This window comes from Pseudanabaena sp. PCC 9330, assembly GCF_055795045.1.
Genome location: NZ_JAYFES010000108.1, coordinates 86,599 through 103,571, shown reverse-complemented (window position 1 = coordinate 103,571; position 16,973 = coordinate 86,599). Strand labels below are relative to the sequence as shown.

Sequence of the window (16,973 nt, the reverse complement as noted above, 5' to 3'; positions counted from 1 at the left end):
CACAAGGTTGGTCAAACCGTTAACCGACTAGCCTTTAGGTGAGGCAGATCGCAGTTTGGGTAATTCAGCCTCGTCAAAAATGGTGAAGCTTAGTCGATTACAAAGGCCTCGCGGCCCACCCGGCGGGAAGCAAGCTACATTCCCAGCCCCTCTCCCAGAAATGAAAGGGGAGCCGGAAGCGCTTCAAAGTTTCTCTTCCCACGAGGAATTTTGCGGGCTGGCTGGATCAGAGCAAAAGAGCATCTTTGTAATCGCCTGAAACTGCCAAGAGAGCCAACGCAGTAGATATAAAAAGGCTGATTAGCAATCGTTTTGACCCACCCATGACCTTTGCCCCGTTGAGAAACATTGAGAAAAAGCTGCTTTATCATTGAGTTTTTCGAGAATATAGCGGCTGGCTGAGAACAAGACTTAAACCCAGCGATGAGTTAAGTCTTAACGCCTTCGTCGTGAAGAAGTTGTGAGGCAAAGAAGGGCTGGTAACGAATGTGTCACAAAACTTGATTTGAGTTGACTTTCTATAGATAGAACTTCCAGAAATCGGCGCACCCGCATGGCCAACTAGCGGCGGCGACGGCCAGCTTCAGCGCAATTAAGCCGCCCAGTTTGAACATAGTCAACCATTGACCAATCGCGGTGCATTGGAGATAGGCAGTTTGGCCAGATCTCGGGTGGCGATGGGGCTAGGTTGAAGCTGCAGCGGTCGGGTAGATACCTCAGGCGTTGGGCTGATAGCCTAGGGGGTTTTCACCGCCCGGTGTGCTCAACCCTCAAGGCTTAGACCGATGACGATTCTGGATATCTCCACCGTTGCCCCCCAGACCGCTATCGAGGCAGATGTCTGTATTGTGGGGGCGGGGGCGGCCGGGCTGGCCCTGGCCCGTGAGTTGATCGACAGCCGCTACAGCGTCGTCGTGCTAGAGAGCGGCGGGCTGAAGAGCGATGGAGCCACCCAGGCCCTCTACGACGTTGACACTGTGGGGCACCCCCTGCGCCTGGAGCAGGGCTATGTGTCGCGCAATCGCTATTTTGGTGGCTCAACCAACACCTGGGGCGGGCGCTGCATTCCCCTCAACGCTATTGATTTTGAAGCGCGAGACTGGGTGAGCGACAGCGGTTGGCCCTTTGACAAACAGGCGCTAGAGCCTTTTTATCGCCAGGCGGCCAGGGTGTTGCGGCTGCCCGACTATGACTACTTTAGCCCTGAGCGCTGGCAGTCCAGGCTGTTGGGGCCGCTGGCCCAGGAGCTCTACGGCGAGGCGGTGGTGCCTGAGGTGGCGCTGATGGGGCGATCGCCCATCAAAATGGGGCGGGTCTACCGGCGGCAGCTAGCGGCAGCCTCCAACCTGCGCATTTATCTCCAGGCCAATGTGACTGAACTGGAGCCTAACCCGGCGGGTACCACCATCGCGCAGATCCATGGGGTCACCCTGGGGGGCGATCGCTTTCGGGTGCGGGCTAAGGTGTTCATTTTGGCCTGCGGCGGCTGGGAAAATGCTCGCCTGCTGCTGGCCTCGTCGCGCCACTGCCCCCAAGGGCTGGGCAACCCCTACGACGTAGTGGGCCGCTACTATATGGAGCACCCCAAAATTTTGCTCGGGCGGATCTATCCCCGCGCTGACCTGCTGCGATCGCCCGCTGTGCTCGACTATGCCCCCATTGCTAGAGGCTCTGGGCAACTGGGGCTGCGGCTGAGCGATGCCCAGCAGCGCCAGTTACAGGTGCTCAACCACTACCTTCAACTGCTGCCGGGCTTTCCTGCCGGGCTGCCCGAGGCGCGCCAGACCTGGCAGTGGGTGTGCAGCCGGGCCAAGCGCCTGCGGTTCCACGAAATTCGTAGACAAGACCTGCGCCAGGTGGCCCCCCACCTGGGCCAAATTGGCGAGTACTTTCTCTGCCGCACTCTCAATCGGCCCATTCCCTACCCTCATATCGACGTGTTTAACCACTTTGAGCACGCCCCCAACCGCGACAGCCGGGTAAGCCTGAGCCGCGATCGCGACGCTCTGGGCAGCCCCCGACTTCAGGTCGATCTGCGCGTTACCACCCAGGAAAAGGATGATCTGCTACGCCTACATCGCCAGGTGGCCAGCCATCTGCAACAGCTAGGGCTGGGCGATCTAGTCACCCCCGACATTGACCCCGCCACGGCTTGGCCGGGGCTGACCGATGCCTCCCACCACATGGGCACCACCCGCATGGGCTTAAACCCCCGGCGATCGGTGGTCGACCCCGACGGCTGCGTCCACGGCCTGAGCAACCTCTACATCACCGGTAGCTCGGTGTTTCCTACCGGGGGGCATGCAAACCCCACCCTGACGCTGGTCGCCCTGGCTCTGCGGCTGGCCCACCACCTGCAAACGGCTGTGCTGCCCAAAATCGCCCGCTCTACCCCGGTGCCAGACCCGGCCATCCCAGCCTCGCCAGATCGGCAAAGCCAACCCCAGACGGCTTCTCCCAGGTCACTGCGCACCCAAGGCACCTCCCCATAACCGCCTCTCTCCCCACAACCCCCTCATCACCCATCCCCCTTGAGACCATGCACTCCCTCAAACGCAGCTGGATCAGCACCCGTCGCCGCACCCGCCAGATCGCCCGCGTAGCCGGGGCGATCTGGCGGGGCGACATCTCCCGCTATCCCGCCTTTGTAGAAGCGTTTGAACAGCGCTACGCCCGGTGGGTGGGGCGAGACTACGGGCTGTCGTTGTGCAATGGCACCTCGGCCCTAGAAGCAGCCCTATTTGCCGCCCAAGTCGGCCCTGGGGACGAGGTGATTGTGCCGTCCTGCACCTTCCACGCCTCCATTGACCCAATTCTCAACGCTGGAGCCGTGCCGGTGTTTACCGATGTCGAAGAAAAGTCGTGGACCCTAAACCCAATGGCGGTGCAGGCCAACCTTACCCCCCGCACCAAGGCGGTGATTGTGGTCCACATTTGGGGCATTCCGACAGACATGGGGTCGTTGATGGCAGTGCTAGAGGGCCACGATATTACCCTGATTGAAGATGTCTCCCATGCCCACGGGGCTCGGTGGGGCGATCGTGCCTGCGGTGCCTTTGGCCGATTTGGGGTGTTTAGTCTCCAGGGCAGTAAGCCAGTGGCGGCAGGGGAGGGGGCCATGGTGGTCACCGACAACTGGGCCGATTTTGTGCGCATGTCGATGTGGGGCCATTTTGACCGCCACAGCGACTACTTTAGCGACATTGACGCCAAAGAATTTTGCTACACCGGAGTGGGCTATAAGCGGCGCATGGCCCCCCTAGGCGCGCTACTGGCCGATGTGGATCTCGACTATCTAGCCGACTACAACCAACTCAAGCGCCAAAACGTGGGGCGTTTAGATGCCGAACTGGGCAATGTGCCAGGCATTGCGATCGCTCGTCCCAGTCGTGAAGCCGTGCGGGGTGGGTTTTACCAGGGCTACCCGATTCAGCTACTGGGCGATCGGGTCTCGCGGGCTACGGTGCTGCGCACCCTCAAGGCCGAAGGCATTGACGCTATCCCCTATCCCTTTCCGCTGCACCACCGTCTGCGGGTGTACACCGACCCAGCCTACCGTCACCAGGTGCTGACCGGGCGATCGACCGCCCCTATCCCCCGCCCTGAGGTCTCGTTACCCGTGACCGATCGCCTCGCCGATCGCCTGCTGCTTCTCGCCCCCCGCTATCTGTTAACCCTTAATCAAAAGACCCTTAGCACCCTAAGAACGATTCTGAGTGCGCTTTGACTCCAGGTGCTGTTGCTAAAGAGATCTCTAGAAAAGAAGATACCCCCATGCAGGGGCACAGGGCCTGCGCCCTCAGGAGGAAGCAAAAGTGCTGGGGAATTTTCTTTGGTGAAACTGACCCAAAACTCGGCTGACTGCTCTGTCAGCATAAATCAGCAAGCACCGTGCAGTGAATGGCGTCGGTGAGGGCTAGATCGACCGTCAGCACCGGGTGCGAAAACCGCCGCACCAGAATCTCGGCTCCCTCTAGCTGCAAACTACTCTCGGGCAGAAACTCGTCGTACACTCACTGTTCCATAGCTGCTGCCCCGCGCCAGAGCTGCCCCAAAGCATACCGCCACTGCATTAATTGCAGGGAGGGCGGGTCAGGGATAGCTAAATGTGGGGAATAGTCTTAAAAATGGGGGGCGTTGGGCGATCGCGGGCTATCTTGGGCGGGTAGCTCCCACCCGCTGCCACCATGGCCGACGTCTTTATCTCCTACTCGCGCCGCGACAAAGAGTTTGTGCGCAAGCTTCATGCTGCTCTGCTGGCCAGCGAGTATGAAGTCTGGATTGACTATCAGGATATTGCTCCCACCGCAGAGTGGTGGAAAGAAATCGAGGCGGGCATTGAAGGAGCCCACACATTTATTTTTATCCTCAGCAAAGACTCCGTTTTATCAGAATATTGTCAAAAAGAAATTAAACACGCTATCCAGCACGGCAAACGCCTGATATCTTTGCTGCTGGGGCGTAAAGATTTTTCAACTGCAAGTCTCCATGAAAAAGTGAAACAACATCAATGGATTACCTTTCAGTTAGAGGGTGATTTTGATGCAACTTTTTCAACTTTAGTAGAAGCCATTAATACAGACTTAGAATACAAGAAAACTCATACTCGCTTAGAGTTGAGAGCGATCGAATGGAGACAGAATTATAAGGATGCCAGTTTACTACTGCGCGGCAGTACGCTCAATAAGGCAGAGCAATGGTTATTACATGCCACCACTGGGAAAGACCCCACACCTACAGAATTACAGGCAGATTACATTGGTGCCAGCCGCAAAGGCACTACCCAGCGACAAGGACTACTTGTAGGAACCCTCTCAGGTCTACTACTATTAGCAACCGGAGCAGGCACTTTTGCCTGGATACAGCAACAGAAAGCACTCACAGGAGAAATTAACGCCCAGTTTGTGGCTGAGAGCCTAGCAATGGAAGTTTATTTAGAGGCAGGTTTAGAACAGCAGGCAGTGACACAAGCGATGCTCACAGCACAAGGAATACAAAGCCTAAATAACAACCGTTTAGAGCCTGATACCCGTTTTCGGACAGTCTCTTCGATACGAGAAGTTGTTTTTGGAGTTAGAGAACAAGAAAGGTTAATTGGTCATGCTGATAGCGTTAGGAATGTAGTGTTTAGCCCTGACGGGGAAACCATTGCCAGTGCCAGCGCAGATAATATGGTTAAGCTCTGGAATAAAAGTGGCGAACTCTTGCGAACCCTAGAAGGGCATGAAGGTGAGGTTTGGGATGTAGCATTCAGCTCTGATGGGGAGATGCTTGCCAGTGCTAGTAATGACAATACGGTAAAACTCTGGACTAAAGGTGGCAAAGAACTGATAACCTTTAACGGCCATGGTTCCTTAGTTTGGAGTGTGGCATTTAGTCCTGACAGAGAAATTATTGCCAGTGGTAGTGATGACTATACAGTTAAGCTTTGGACTAAAAATGGTAAGGAATTAGTTACGCTTAAAGGCCATAGGGGAGGAGTCAGGAGCGTAGCATTCAGTCCTAATGGAGAGATAGTTGCCAGTGCTAGCGATGATAATACTGTGAAGCTATGGACTAAGGACGGTGATTTTCTAAAAACTCTTATTGGCCACAGTACCCCAGTAAGAGGTGTAGCCTTTAGTCCTGATGGAAAAATAATCGCTAGTGCTAGTGCAGACAGTACGCTGAAACTATGGAATACGGAAGGCGTATTCCTGCAGGACATCAAAGGCCATAGTGGCTGGGTTTGGGATGTGGCCTTCAGTCCTGATGGAGAGACTCTCGCCAGCGCCAGCGATGATAATACAGTCAGACTCTGGAATAAGAGCGGCGAACCCTTGCAGATTCTTAAAGGTCACAGTGCCTCAGTCTGGGGTGTGGCCTTCAGTCCTGATGAGAAAACCCTTGCTAGCGCTAGCGATGACAATACTGTGAAAATATGGAGCAGGGATAGCGACTCTTTAAAGACCCTTAAAAAGGATACCGATCCAGTGTTGAATCTAGCATTTAGTCCGGACGGTCAAACACTTGTTAGCACTAGCGCAGACAACACATTAAAGATCTGGAACCAAGAAGGCAATTTACTAAGAACGATCAAAGACTATCATACAGATAAGGTCAGGAGTGTGGAATTTAATCCTGATGGCAAAACTTTTGTAAGCGCCAGTGCAGACAAAACATTAAAGATCTGGAGCAGAGACGGTGATTTATTGAAAACTCTATCAGCTCACAGGGATGGAGTTTGGGATGTGGCATTCAGTCCTGACGGTCAAACCTTTGCCAGCGCTAGCGCAGATACCTTAGTTAGACTATGGAGTAAAGATGGTGAAGAATATAAAATTCTTGACGGCCATAGTTCTCCAGTCCTAAGTTTAGCCTTCAGTCCTGATAGCCAAATCCTAGCTAGTGCCGGTGATGACAACACAGTGAAGATATGGAGTAAAAATGGGGATTTATTAAATACTCTTAAAGGTCATAAAGCTCCAATTTGGAGTGTAACTTTCAGTCCTGATGGTCAAATTCTTGCGAGTGCAAGCGCGGACAATACTGTAAAGCTATGGGGTCAAAATGGAGATTTATTAAAGACCCTGCAAGGCCATAGTGCTATAGTCTTGAGCGTGGCGTTTAATCCCGATAGTCAAACCCTTGCAAGTAGTAGTGTAGACAATACTGTGAAGTTGTGGAGTAAAGATGGTGAAGCATTACAGACTTTGCATGGACATGATGGTCCGGTCTGGAGTGTGATGTTTAGTCCTGATGGCCAAACCCTTGCAAGTGCAAGCGCGGATAATACTGTAAAACTGTGGACTTTTCAGCTAGAGGATTTGATTGCTAAGGGCTGTAATTGGCTGGGCACGTACTTTGTCAAGCAATCTCCAGAACTTCTTATGGAACTAGAAACCTGCCAGGAAAGCGACCCCTTGTTACAGGTGGCGGCAGCACCCATGCTAGTGACCCAGGGCGAAAAACTAGCCCGTGACGGCAACATTAAACGCGCCAGAGAGTTATTTCAGCAAGCTACCGCTTGGGATAGCCGTCTTGACATTGACGACAAGACAAAAGCCCAAAACGTAGCTACAGCCCAGACCCTAGTTAACGAAGCAGAAGAACTTGCCCAAGTAAGGAAGATTTCTGATGCAACTGCTAAGTTAGCTGAAGCTAAGCAGTTAGATCCTAGCCTAGACTTTGAACCCGAAGCCCACGCTAAAGAACTGGCGGTGCAGGGATATTTGGATGAGGGTGAACAATTTGTTAATGAGGGCAACGTACCAGAAGCTATAGGAGCCTACCGCCAAGCCGAAGCCCTCGAAATAGAAGATAGTATTTCAGCCTATGATTGGAACACACTCTGCTGGGATGGCAGTACCTACAGCCAGGCAGAAGCTGTCATGTTCGCCTGCGAAAAGGCCGTTTCTCTTGCGCCAAAAGACGGCAACATTATTGATAGCCGTGGCTTAGCTCGTGCCCTTACTGGCGACACTCAAGGAGCCATTGCTGACTTCAAAGTCTTCATCGAGTCAACTTCAAATGCCGAACAAAAAGCCCAGCGCCAGGAGTGGGTTAAGACTCTAGAACAGGGCAAAAACCCCTTTACCCCAGAGGTGCTAGAGTCGCTGCGGTAATTACCCCACCCCAGCCTGAAGCTGCTGCATCCCCTGGGGTTGGGGCACATAACGCCAGGGAGAGAATTCCTACGCAAAGCATACGAAAAGTTATTGCTATATGAACGCTGAAGAGCGCGATCGCACATTTGACGACGGTGAAGAACACATTCTGCCTTACTTCGACCTGTCTCCTCTTAAGCGCCCTGGGCTAGAACCTCAGTTCGTGGAAATCAGCTTTCCCCAGTGGATGGTGTCTGCGCTCGATCGCGAAGCCGAGCAGCTAGGTATCCATCGAGAAGCCATCATCAAACTTTGGCTGGCCGAACGCCTCAAAGCTATCTAGAGCGGAGGGGCAGATTTGCCCGTTCTCTCCAAAAAACAGCCCTATGAACGCGAAGAGCGCAAGATGCAACCCCAGATCATGCCGTTCGGTGAGATCCTCCCAAAGGTTTCTGCCCTTGGGCTAGGAAAACTACACTTTTTACCGCCCTAGTCCCCTAGGATATGACCTTAGCGAGGGCGCGATCGCCCCGCTGCCTACCTTCGTTCTGGGTTGCCCCGCTGGTTATGCCTGACTCTTCTTCGACCATGTCTCCGGCCCTGCCCCAAGTGGGGGCGATTCCACTACTTCAGCCGATTGGGGTCAAGGCCCTCTACGGCCTGGCCATTCAGGAAGATCGCTTGCTGGCGGTCGATCCCTTTCGGGGCTACCTGCTGCGCCTCGACCCCACCACCGACCAGCTTGAGGTGCTCAACTCGCAAAATGCCGAGGCCTTTTACGGGGCCACGGGGATTGCCTGCTGGGGCGACCAGGTGTGGTTTTGCTGCGACCACACGGTCTACACCACCGCCCTGGGCAACATTCAGCCGGTGCCGCTGCTCACCCTGCCCTACCCCGCCGACGGCATCGCCCTGTGGGAAAACACCCTCTACGTCAGCTGCAAAAAAGGGGGCTGTATCTTTGTCTGCGATCGCACCACCGGCCAGCGCATCACCCAGTTTTCGGCCCCCGGCATTGGGGTCGAAAATCTCTCGGTGTGGGGCGACTACCTGTGGGTCTGCGACCAGACCGAGCAGACCGTCTACTGCCTCGATCGCGCCACCGGGGCACTGGTGGTCAAAATGCTCACCCCCTTTGCCACCCCCACCGGCCTGGCAGTGCCCCCCGGCACCACCCCCGACAGCGGCACCATCTGGGTGTCGTACACCAACGAAGAGCCCTACGTCCGCGACGACCCCAACGGCGAAGACCCCTACGAGCTGACCCTGCGCGATCGCACCCTAATTCACCCCCTCAGCTTTCGCTGGTACAAAGAGGCCAACTACTGCCGCACCACCGGCTACCTGGTCGAGATGACCTACGTCGAAGAGATCGACACCCTCGAAGACGCCATTCCCCTAGAGAATGTGGAGTGGCGTATTGCCTTTCCCACCAGCACCGATCGCCAGCGGGTCAAGTCGGTAGAGCCCGTGGGTCTGCCCTTTGCCGAGGTCGAGCAAGGGGGCGAACGCCTGGCCAGCTTCAAGTTTGACCGCATCGACCCCAACCAGCGCCACCTCTTCGGCTGGAAGGCCCTCGTCGAAATCTACGGCATCAAATACCAACTCACCCCCCGTCAGGTCGAGTCGGCCCCACCCCTGCCCCCCGAGTATGGCCCCCGCTACCTGATCGACGACGACGAGCTAGCCATGGATAACCCCCTGATCCAGGCGGCGGCCCGCGAGGCCGTGGGCACCGAGACCAACCTGCTGCGCCAGGTGCTCAGCATTCGCAACTATGTCTACGACAAGCTCTCCTACGCGGTCACCCCGGCGATCGAGACCCCCGACGTAGTGTTGCTGCGGGGGCGCGGCTCCTGCGGCGAATATGTGGGCCTGCTGCTGGCCCTGATGCGGCTCAACGGCATTGCCTGTCGCACCGTGGGCCGCTACAAATGCCCCGCCCGCGCCGACCAGCCCGGCATCTACCACGAGCCCGACTTCAACCACGTGTGGATTGAGTTTTACATTCCCGGTTTTGGCTGGGTGCCCATGGAGTCAAACCCCGACGACACCCAGGAGGGTGGCCCCTACCCTACCCGCTTTTTAATGGGCCTGCCCTGGTGGCATGTGGAAATGGGCAAGGGCATTCCCTTTGAGAAGCTGCTTCACCCCAAGCAAAACACCCCGGCAGACCCCGGCGTGCGCCTGGGCGATCTGGCCGTGAATCACATGCGCTTTAAGATCTTGGGAGAGCTGGCACCCTAGGGCCTGTCATCAGTTACAACTAAAACCCTCCCAGACAACCGGTTAGGGGCTGTAACCTCTTATCCTTGGGCCATAGGCGACTCATTGATGACAGCTCCTAATATCAAATCCTGCTCGCCTACTCCCGATTCAGCAGGGCGAACAGCGGTAAGGCCTCCGGCCAGGCTACGCCAACGCCCTACAGGTGGGTCAGTTGGAAATCAGGGGTATGAAATTCGGATTCGCCATAACGACCTAGGGGAAACTATTTCCCCTAGTGCAGCGTCAAGACTAAAACTAGGGTTCCTGTAGGTTGGGTGAAACGCAGTGGAACCCAACAGCAGTGAGACTGGTTGGGTTTTGCTGGCGCGCCACCCAACCTTGTATATAAGCGGTACGCCCCTCGGATTTATCCTAGAGGCATATCGTTGAGGGGAGGACTCCGAACCCAACCTCAAGCCTCCAAGCTTGCGTCGTAGATTCCATAGAGCCTCCCCACCCCTCCAACAGCCACCCCAAGCAGCCTGGACAGTATACTGGGCAGCCCTTTGATGGGAACCCGGATTCCGCAAGGATAGTGCGCTTGTTACGTGGCTCGGTTGTTACGGACTCAGGAGTAGACATGATGAGTGCATCCCCGATGGTTCCGTTAGGTATCGATATCAGCAAAGTCAGTTTTGACGTCGCTGTGCTGAGCGAGGGTAAGCGCGCGAAACGGGCCAAATTCGACAATACAGTTGCTGGCTTTGAGCAGTTAACGGAGTGGCTGAACTCTCAGGACATTGAGCAGACCCACGCGTGCATGGAAGCCACCAACACCTACGGTCATGCCTTAGCGCGTTATCTGCACCACCAGGGCCATCACGTCAGTATCGTCAATCCGGCCCGCATCAAAGGCTATGGTAAAAGTCAGCTCAGCCGAACTAAGAATGATGCGGCCGAGGCCAGTCTCATCGCCCGCTTTTGTCGAGACCTCAAGCCGACGCTCTGGCACCCCGCGCCTGATGAGGTCGCCAAACTCCAGGCGCTCACCCGTCGGCTAGAGGCGCTTGAGCAGATGATGACGCAGGAGAAGAACCGCCGAGAGCTCTGCGATGATGACGGACTTAGGGCCGATATTGATGCTCATCTCAAGTTCATGGAGGCGCAAGAAACGGCGCTAAAAAAGCGCTTGCAGCAGCATATTCAAGCCCATGACCGCTTAGCTGAGCAACAGGCCCTCTTAGAGTCCATCACAGGCGTCGGCACCCAGACGGCGCTCACCGTGCTCGGCGAAATCGGCTCGATTGAGGTCTTTGGCTCAGCACGCCAATTAGCGGCTTTTGCCGGTCTTACCCCCCAAGAGTTTCAGTCCGGTAGTTCCATCAACGGCAAAACTCGCTTGTGCAAGATTGGCAATGCCCGTCTGCGCAAGGCCCTCTATTTCCCAGCCCTCGTGATGATTCGCTACTGCCCTGAAATCCAAGCGTTTCGGCAACGGCTGTTGGCCGCCGGAAAGCAGAAGATGCAAGTTGTCGCAGCTGTCATGCACAAACTGATCCGAATCATCTACGGCGTCTTGTCTTCGAGGGAAAAATTTGACTCGGCTAAATTAGTCCCCCAGAACACTTGACCTACAGCGACTTAAACAGTATCTACAAATTTAGGCTTGACAGGCCACTAGGTTGCCTGAAGCAGACATCCCCTAAAACGCCGATGAAGCCAGGTAAAAACTGACCAAAAATCCAGCAATGGTCGAGAAGGTGACCGAACCGCCCCCCATCTCGTAGGCTTCGGGCATCATGGTGCTGGCGATCATGGCGAGAATGGCCCCGCCCGCCGTGGCCTTGGCCATGTCGAGCATCCATTCTGAGACCACGGGCACCATCAGAGTGCCCGCCATGGCCACCAGCCCGCTAAGCAGCACCGCCCCTCCCCACAGGGCCAAAATGCGCCGCGCCGATGTACCCGCCTGGCGCATGCCAATGGAGCTTGACATGGCCTCGGGAATGTTGGAAATAAATACCGCCATCAGAAACGAGGCCCCCGTGTGGCCGGTGCCGACGTGAAAGCCAATCACCAGAGCCTCGGGAATGTTGTCGAGCAGGGTGCCCACCAGAATGGCCAGGGGGGCCGAGCTTTGAGCTAGCTCCTGAAACTGCTGCTCGGAAATAGGAATATCGACCTCAACGCTGTCGAGCACCTGCCGCCGCCAATGGTTGTCATCGACGGCTACGGGCTTGGCGGTCGATTGGGTGGTTTGGCGCAGCCGCCGGGCCAGAATGCGGCTCAGGGCGCTGGAGAGCTGGGGGGCGTAGGTGAGCATGGCGTCGAAGTCGGCTTTGTCGAGCTCGTAGAGCTCCATCGGGGTTTTGGCCACCACCGAGGCCGATCGCTCTTCGCCTGTGAGCAGGGCCATTTCGCCAAAGATCTCGCCCGCCCCCAGGGCCGCCAGCCGCTGGGCCCCTTTGTAGATCTCGGCGTCGCCCTCGACGATTAAAAACATCGAGTTGCCGGGAGCACCCTCCTGGCAGAGCACCGTGTCGGGCTCTACTCGCAGGGGCTTGAGCAGGGGAATGATGGCCTGCATCTCGGCGGGAGAGAGGCTATGGAGCACCTCCACGTGGCTGATGCGATCGAGCACTTCTGAGGCTTCGTCTTGGCGGTGGTGGTAGAGAAAGCGCCGCGACGATGACTGGTGGCGAATAAACCCCCCCTGGTTGTCGATGTAGCTGACCAAGACGGTAAACAACGTGCCGCCCAGAGCAAAACCCGCCATCAGCGGCAAAAACCCACTGCTCTGAAAGGCTGGCAGGGTAATGTCGTAGGCGATCGCTGACAATAGCGTGCCGCTGCCAAAGGCCATGATCGCCGCCGTCAGCCCCCGGGCGGGTCGCCAGGCAATGCCCAGGGCCGCCCCTACCAGCAGACTAGAGGCACCCAACAACCCTTGAACTAACGCCGTGATCGGTACACTCATTCAGGCCAGAAAACAGAGCTTTATGACCAGGTTACTGCACAATGCTCTGCTTCCTGGCAAACTAGACCTGAGGTATTTTTTCCGCAGGCTGCCCCCCATGAGCCCAACCAACCAACGCCCGCGCTCTACACCCGCTGCCAAGCGTCGCCGACGACAGCCCGGTAGACCATCGGCGCGGCGGTCGTTTACCGGGCTGTGGCTGCTGTGCGGGCTGCTCTACGCCGCCGCTGGCATGATTGTCACCAGCCTAGCGCCGCTCTGGGTCTGGGCGGTGGCCGCTGGGGGAGCGGTGTTGCAGGGGCTGGCCCTGGCTGGCCCCCAGGCGCTCCAGCGGTTTCGCTGGCTGAGGGCAAACCTGCTGGTGCTCTTGGGCATTGTAGGCAGCGGAGCATTGGCGGTGGCCCTGGCGATCGCCCTCAACCATCTGGGTACCGACAACATTGACGAGGTCACCCTGGTGAGCTTGTTCAAAGAGGTCTTGCTCTTCAGCCTGATGGCGGTGGGGCTGGCGGGGCTGTGTAGCCTGGTGACGGCGGCCCTGGGCGATCGTCTGCTGCACCGCAACCCCGGCAGCAAGACCAGCACACTATTAATTACGACCTGTCTGATCGGTCTGGCCCTCGGCGGTGCCGTCGGTCTGGCCATTCGGTAGAGGTTTTGCCTTTTACTCTAGCCCCTGCAAAATATGTTGGGTGGTCAGCAGGGCGCTGAGGCCCACAAACCCACTGCATCGCCCCCGCTGGGCCGTCATTCCCAGGGCGATGGCGCTGGCCTGGGCTGGGTTGCGCACAAACTGGGGCGAGCTGTTGACGTAGACCACCGCGCTGGTGACCATCTGGGTAAAGCGGCTGCTTTCGGTGTAGCTCTCGGTGGCGATCGCATTGGCATGGCCGCTGCTGTGGCGATTGATCAACCCAGCGGCGATCGCCCCATCCGCTACCGATCGCAGGGCCACCGTCTTGCCTAAAAATGAGCGATCCCAGTCGCCAGCGGTGGCTGGCTTAGCGTCGGGCAGATCGACCAGCAGCGCTTCGTCAGCCAGTACCGTAAAGTTTTGATCCCACAGGGCATGACAGAGCTGCACTAGCGCCGAGGAGCTACAGTGCTGATGTACCAGCACCTTTTCAATCGCATTCACAGCGTCGGGCTCGCCCCGGTGGCTATCGACCACCATGCGGGTCACTGTGTCGAGCTGCCCCGAGGCCGACCAGTAGAGATAGCAGTTGCCCATGGCCGTAGGCAGCACGGGCACCCCAGCCTGGCGCACCACCTGCTGCACCAGCCCTGGCCGCCCGTAGGGAATAATCAAATCGACACCGGGGGCTTGCAGCAGCCAGGTACGGGCCGCATCGCCCTGGGCTTCTGTCAGGGAGAGAATGCAGGCCTGGGGTAGACCCACTCGATCGAGGGCGCTGTGCAGCGCTTGCAAAATGGCCTGGTTGGTCTGGCTGGCTTCATTGCTGCCCTTGAGAACCAGGCCGTTGCCCGTGCGCAGGCTCAGCCCCGCCATGATTGCCGCCAGCTCAGGAAAGGCTTCGTAGACCAGGGCCACCACCCCCAGGGGCACCACCTGGCCATGGCCCGCCACCATCTTGCTCAAACGGCTAGGAGCAGGATGCAGCAGCCCCCGAGGATCGCCCAGGGAGGCCAGACGGCGCAAAATTTTGGCGGTGGTTTGCAGCCGCTCGGGGGTGAGCTTGAGCCAGTCGAGCACTCGCTCAGGCACCGCCATGTCGAGGCTGGCCTCTAAATCGAGGGTATTGGCTTCGAGAATGGCATCGCGGCTGGCGTCAAGCTCCGTGGCTACAGCCTCTAACAGCTGGCTCTGGGCATCGGCCCCGGCGGCGACCAGCTCACGCCCGGCCTGGCGAACCTGGTCGACAGCAGCACTAAAATCGCCCTGGGTGGTGAGGTCTGTCATAGCCTAGCGCCGCGAAGCCAGCCAAAACAGGCTGACCAGCGCCAGCGACACCGCCAGGGTAGTCAGCAGGCGCGCCGCCGAGGGGGTGCCGTTGGGGGTTTGTAGGGTAGCCAGCAACAAGAAAAACACCATAATGCCAAAGCAGGCCAACACCACCAGGGGCAGGTAGCTGGTGCCCAGAGAGGCGCGATCGAGTCGCCACTGTTGGCCCGTCCAGCGCCAGAGACGCTTGTAGGGGTAGTGGGTGGAGAGCTGCTCGATCACGTAGCCGTCGTCTTGCACCACAAAAATCTGCTGGCAGCGATCGCAGCCAAAGGCCTCGGTCAACGTAATGGGCTTAATGCACCCATTGCGGCGACAGGGACAGGGATAGTCGGCGTTCTGGTCGATCTTTTGGCTTTTGTAGGTACGCACAGCACTGCCGGGGTGGGGGCGAGTAGGGCCAGATAGCTACCCCACATTCTGACACATTAACCAAAACCTCTCTGGAAACACAACCGGCAGGGCGATCGCTCACATAAAAACAAACAACAATTTTTATCTTGGTCTTTTTAGAGCATATCGCTCAGACTGAGCGGCAGCTGTCTCAAAAAGAGAATTGCTGAAAAACAACTCCGGTGCTTGAGTTTTTCGAGATAAACATGATACTTAAGGGAATATCTAATGTTCCGAACGTCCCGCCCCTTTGCCCCCTGGGGAGAACGTTGCCATGACGACCGAACGCCTGGAGTTGGCCGTGAGAAACTTTCAGCACGTCAACCAGATGGTAGAGCGTTACACCCGCCTCTGCCGCGCCTACGTCACCCTGGCGGAGCGGTTTCAGCAGCTCGACGTCGACCACATGACCCTGAAAGGCCAGATGGTGCCCCTGCTCAGGGCGCTCAAGGCTCACCAGGTCAAGCTGCGCGCAGCAGCATCTGAGCAAGCCGCTTTGGAGGCCACCCTGGCGCAGCAGCAGGCCCACCACCAAGCCGCCCTCGATCAAAAAGAGGCCCAGCACCGTCAAGAGCTACAGCAGCTGACTAAAACCTACGAAGAAAAGCTGCAAGCCCTCTCCCACCACATCGCCGAGCTCCAGCCCCTAGAGCAACTGCTCAGCGCTGAAACCCACCAGGAGCTAAATGCCGCCGAAGAGCAGATGGATCTGGTCGAAACCACCCTACAAGAAATTGAGCAGGACAGCTCCCCTGACCTTTCCGATGAAGAAAAGGCTCTTCTAGCGGCCTACCAGGCAGACCCCGACTCCTTTTTGGTGGCTGCCGCCGATACCCCGGTCGGCCTAAATCTAGACACCGAAGAGCCTGTAGCGTCTCTTTGGCACTACTACTACGACGAAAAGCTACCCGAAGCGATCGAGCCTTAGCGTTGGCACCCTAACGCCATCAAGACACCAGCTTGCTGACTAGCCAGTTGGCCAGACCACCGCCGTAGGGGGCACAAATTTTGCCAATTTTCTCTGGGGCAAAGCGCTGGCGGTAAAAGCAGAGAATGTTGCCGTAGACTCCGTTGGCGTAAAAGGGTGACTCCCTGGCTAGATCTAGAGTTTGCAGGTCAAACAGCTTGACTTCGGTACCTGCCGCATAGTCGACCATGATGCTGAAGCCGTAGCCCCGCGCTTGCAGAGTCTTGAGGCAGGTCATCGTGCCCTCTAGAAACTTGGGCGACCACCCCTTGTTGCCCTGGGCCTGGCTGCTACCGCCGCCATACTCAAACATCACCACCTCGGGCAGCAGATCTGGAGATAGATCGGCAAATTGCTGCACCACCACTGGCTCCCACCCTTCGATGTCGAGTTTAAATGCGGTGATGCGGGTGACGTCTACTTGGTCTAGTAGGGCGGCTAGATCGAGGGTAGGCACCTCGCGTGTGTTGGCGGAGGCACCAAACCAGTCAGCCGCCAAAGAGCTGAAGTTGCTGTTGGCCAAATTGGCAAACTCGCCCAGGTGCAGCGTCTGGGTGCCGACGCGATCGGACAGGCACTGCTCGATCAGCTGAATCGAATGCTGCTGGCACAGCGCCCGCAGCTTATCGTTGGGGACCGGCTCGACCGCCACCGTGGCGTAGCCCAGGCGGGCAAACAGCTCACAGTAAAAGGCAAAGGTGCCCACACCTACATCGACACACAGCCCCTGGCGCTGGGGGTCAAGATCGGGCAGTAGGTGCTCAAACAGGGCCTGGCAGCAAGCTTCAACGCGCATTAATTTGGAGACTCAGTAAGGGATTGAGACGATGCCCTAGGCGGCGGCGAGATCGCCAGTCTAGCTGGCGATTGGCCGATCGC

Annotated in this window: 13 protein-coding genes; 8 read left to right on the top strand and 5 right to left on the bottom strand. The window is 57.1% G+C overall.

Translation table 11 applies throughout. The annotated features are described in order from the left end of the window. Positions 1-785 precede the first annotated feature (785 nt). Both AC0QKW_RS15420 and AC0QKW_RS15415 read left to right on the top strand, forming a co-directional pair. Complete coding sequence (locus AC0QKW_RS15420; protein ID WP_473151965.1) at positions 786-2,492, top strand: FAD-dependent oxidoreductase; 1,707 nt, start codon at positions 786-788, stop codon at positions 2,490-2,492. Between the two features lie 47 nt (positions 2,493-2,539). Further along, positions 2,540-3,727, top strand: coding sequence for a DegT/DnrJ/EryC1/StrS aminotransferase family protein (locus tag AC0QKW_RS15415; protein ID WP_473151964.1), 1,188 nt, complete (start codon positions 2,540-2,542; stop codon positions 3,725-3,727). Between the two features lie 142 nt (positions 3,728-3,869). On the opposite strand, the gene AC0QKW_RS15410 is transcribed toward AC0QKW_RS15415, so the two are convergent. After that, positions 3,870-4,013 (bottom strand): hypothetical protein, encoded by a 144-nt coding sequence (locus AC0QKW_RS15410; protein WP_473151963.1) that lies wholly within the window; start codon positions 4,011-4,013, stop codon positions 3,870-3,872. Between the two features lie 174 nt (positions 4,014-4,187). Here AC0QKW_RS15410 and AC0QKW_RS15405 point away from each other — a divergent pair, with 174 nt between their 5' ends. The 4 genes from AC0QKW_RS15405 to AC0QKW_RS15390 all read left to right on the top strand — a co-directional run bounded on the left by AC0QKW_RS15405 (position 4,188) and on the right by AC0QKW_RS15390 (position 11,424). Then, positions 4,188-7,604: a WD40 domain-containing protein gene (locus tag AC0QKW_RS15405; RefSeq protein WP_473151962.1), complete on the top strand. Its 3,417-nt coding sequence runs from the start codon at positions 4,188-4,190 to the stop codon at positions 7,602-7,604. 100 nt (positions 7,605-7,704) lie between these two features. Next, entirely contained in the window at positions 7,705-7,929 is a 225-nt protein-coding gene (gene brnA / locus AC0QKW_RS15400) for a type II toxin-antitoxin system BrnA family antitoxin (RefSeq protein WP_473151961.1), read from the top strand. Between the two features lie 224 nt (positions 7,930-8,153). Then, positions 8,154-9,833: a transglutaminase domain-containing protein gene (locus tag AC0QKW_RS15395; RefSeq protein ID WP_473151960.1), complete on the top strand. Its 1,680-nt coding sequence runs from the start codon at positions 8,154-8,156 to the stop codon at positions 9,831-9,833. A 604-nt stretch (positions 9,834-10,437) separates the two neighbouring features. Next, complete coding sequence (locus tag AC0QKW_RS15390) at positions 10,438-11,424, top strand: IS110 family RNA-guided transposase (protein ID WP_473152049.1); 987 nt, start codon at positions 10,438-10,440, stop codon at positions 11,422-11,424. Positions 11,425-11,496: 72 nt separating this feature from the next. Here the strand turns inward: AC0QKW_RS15390 and AC0QKW_RS15385 are convergent, their stop codons facing one another. Beyond that, complete coding sequence (locus AC0QKW_RS15385) at positions 11,497-12,771, bottom strand: cyclic nucleotide-binding domain-containing protein (protein WP_473151959.1); 1,275 nt, start codon at positions 12,769-12,771, stop codon at positions 11,497-11,499. A gap of 97 nt (positions 12,772-12,868) precedes the next feature. Between AC0QKW_RS15385 and AC0QKW_RS15380 the strand changes: the two genes are divergently transcribed. After that, positions 12,869-13,423, top strand: a complete 555-nt coding sequence (locus AC0QKW_RS15380) for a hypothetical protein (RefSeq protein WP_473151958.1) — start codon at positions 12,869-12,871, stop codon at positions 13,421-13,423. A gap of 12 nt (positions 13,424-13,435) precedes the next feature. On the opposite strand, the gene AC0QKW_RS15375 is transcribed toward AC0QKW_RS15380, so the two are convergent. Together AC0QKW_RS15375 and AC0QKW_RS15370 are read right to left on the bottom strand one after the other, a co-directional pair. Beyond that, complete coding sequence (locus AC0QKW_RS15375; RefSeq protein ID WP_473151957.1) at positions 13,436-14,692, bottom strand: aldehyde dehydrogenase family protein; 1,257 nt, start codon at positions 14,690-14,692, stop codon at positions 13,436-13,438. 3 nt (positions 14,693-14,695) lie between these two features. Beyond that, positions 14,696-15,106: a hypothetical protein gene (locus tag AC0QKW_RS15370; RefSeq protein WP_473151956.1), complete on the bottom strand. Its 411-nt coding sequence runs from the start codon at positions 15,104-15,106 to the stop codon at positions 14,696-14,698. Between the two features lie 295 nt (positions 15,107-15,401). On the opposite strand from AC0QKW_RS15370, the gene AC0QKW_RS15365 reads away from it, so the two are divergent. Continuing rightward, positions 15,402-16,055 carry a hypothetical protein gene (locus AC0QKW_RS15365; RefSeq protein ID WP_473151955.1) on the top strand — a complete coding sequence of 218 codons (654 nt, stop codon included), beginning with the start codon at positions 15,402-15,404 and terminating at the stop codon, positions 16,053-16,055. Positions 16,056-16,074: 19 nt separating this feature from the next. Here the strand turns inward: AC0QKW_RS15365 and AC0QKW_RS15360 are convergent, their stop codons facing one another. Further along, positions 16,075-16,890, bottom strand: a complete 816-nt coding sequence (locus tag AC0QKW_RS15360) for an FkbM family methyltransferase (RefSeq protein ID WP_473151954.1) — start codon at positions 16,888-16,890, stop codon at positions 16,075-16,077. Between the last annotated feature and the right edge of the window lie 83 nt (positions 16,891-16,973).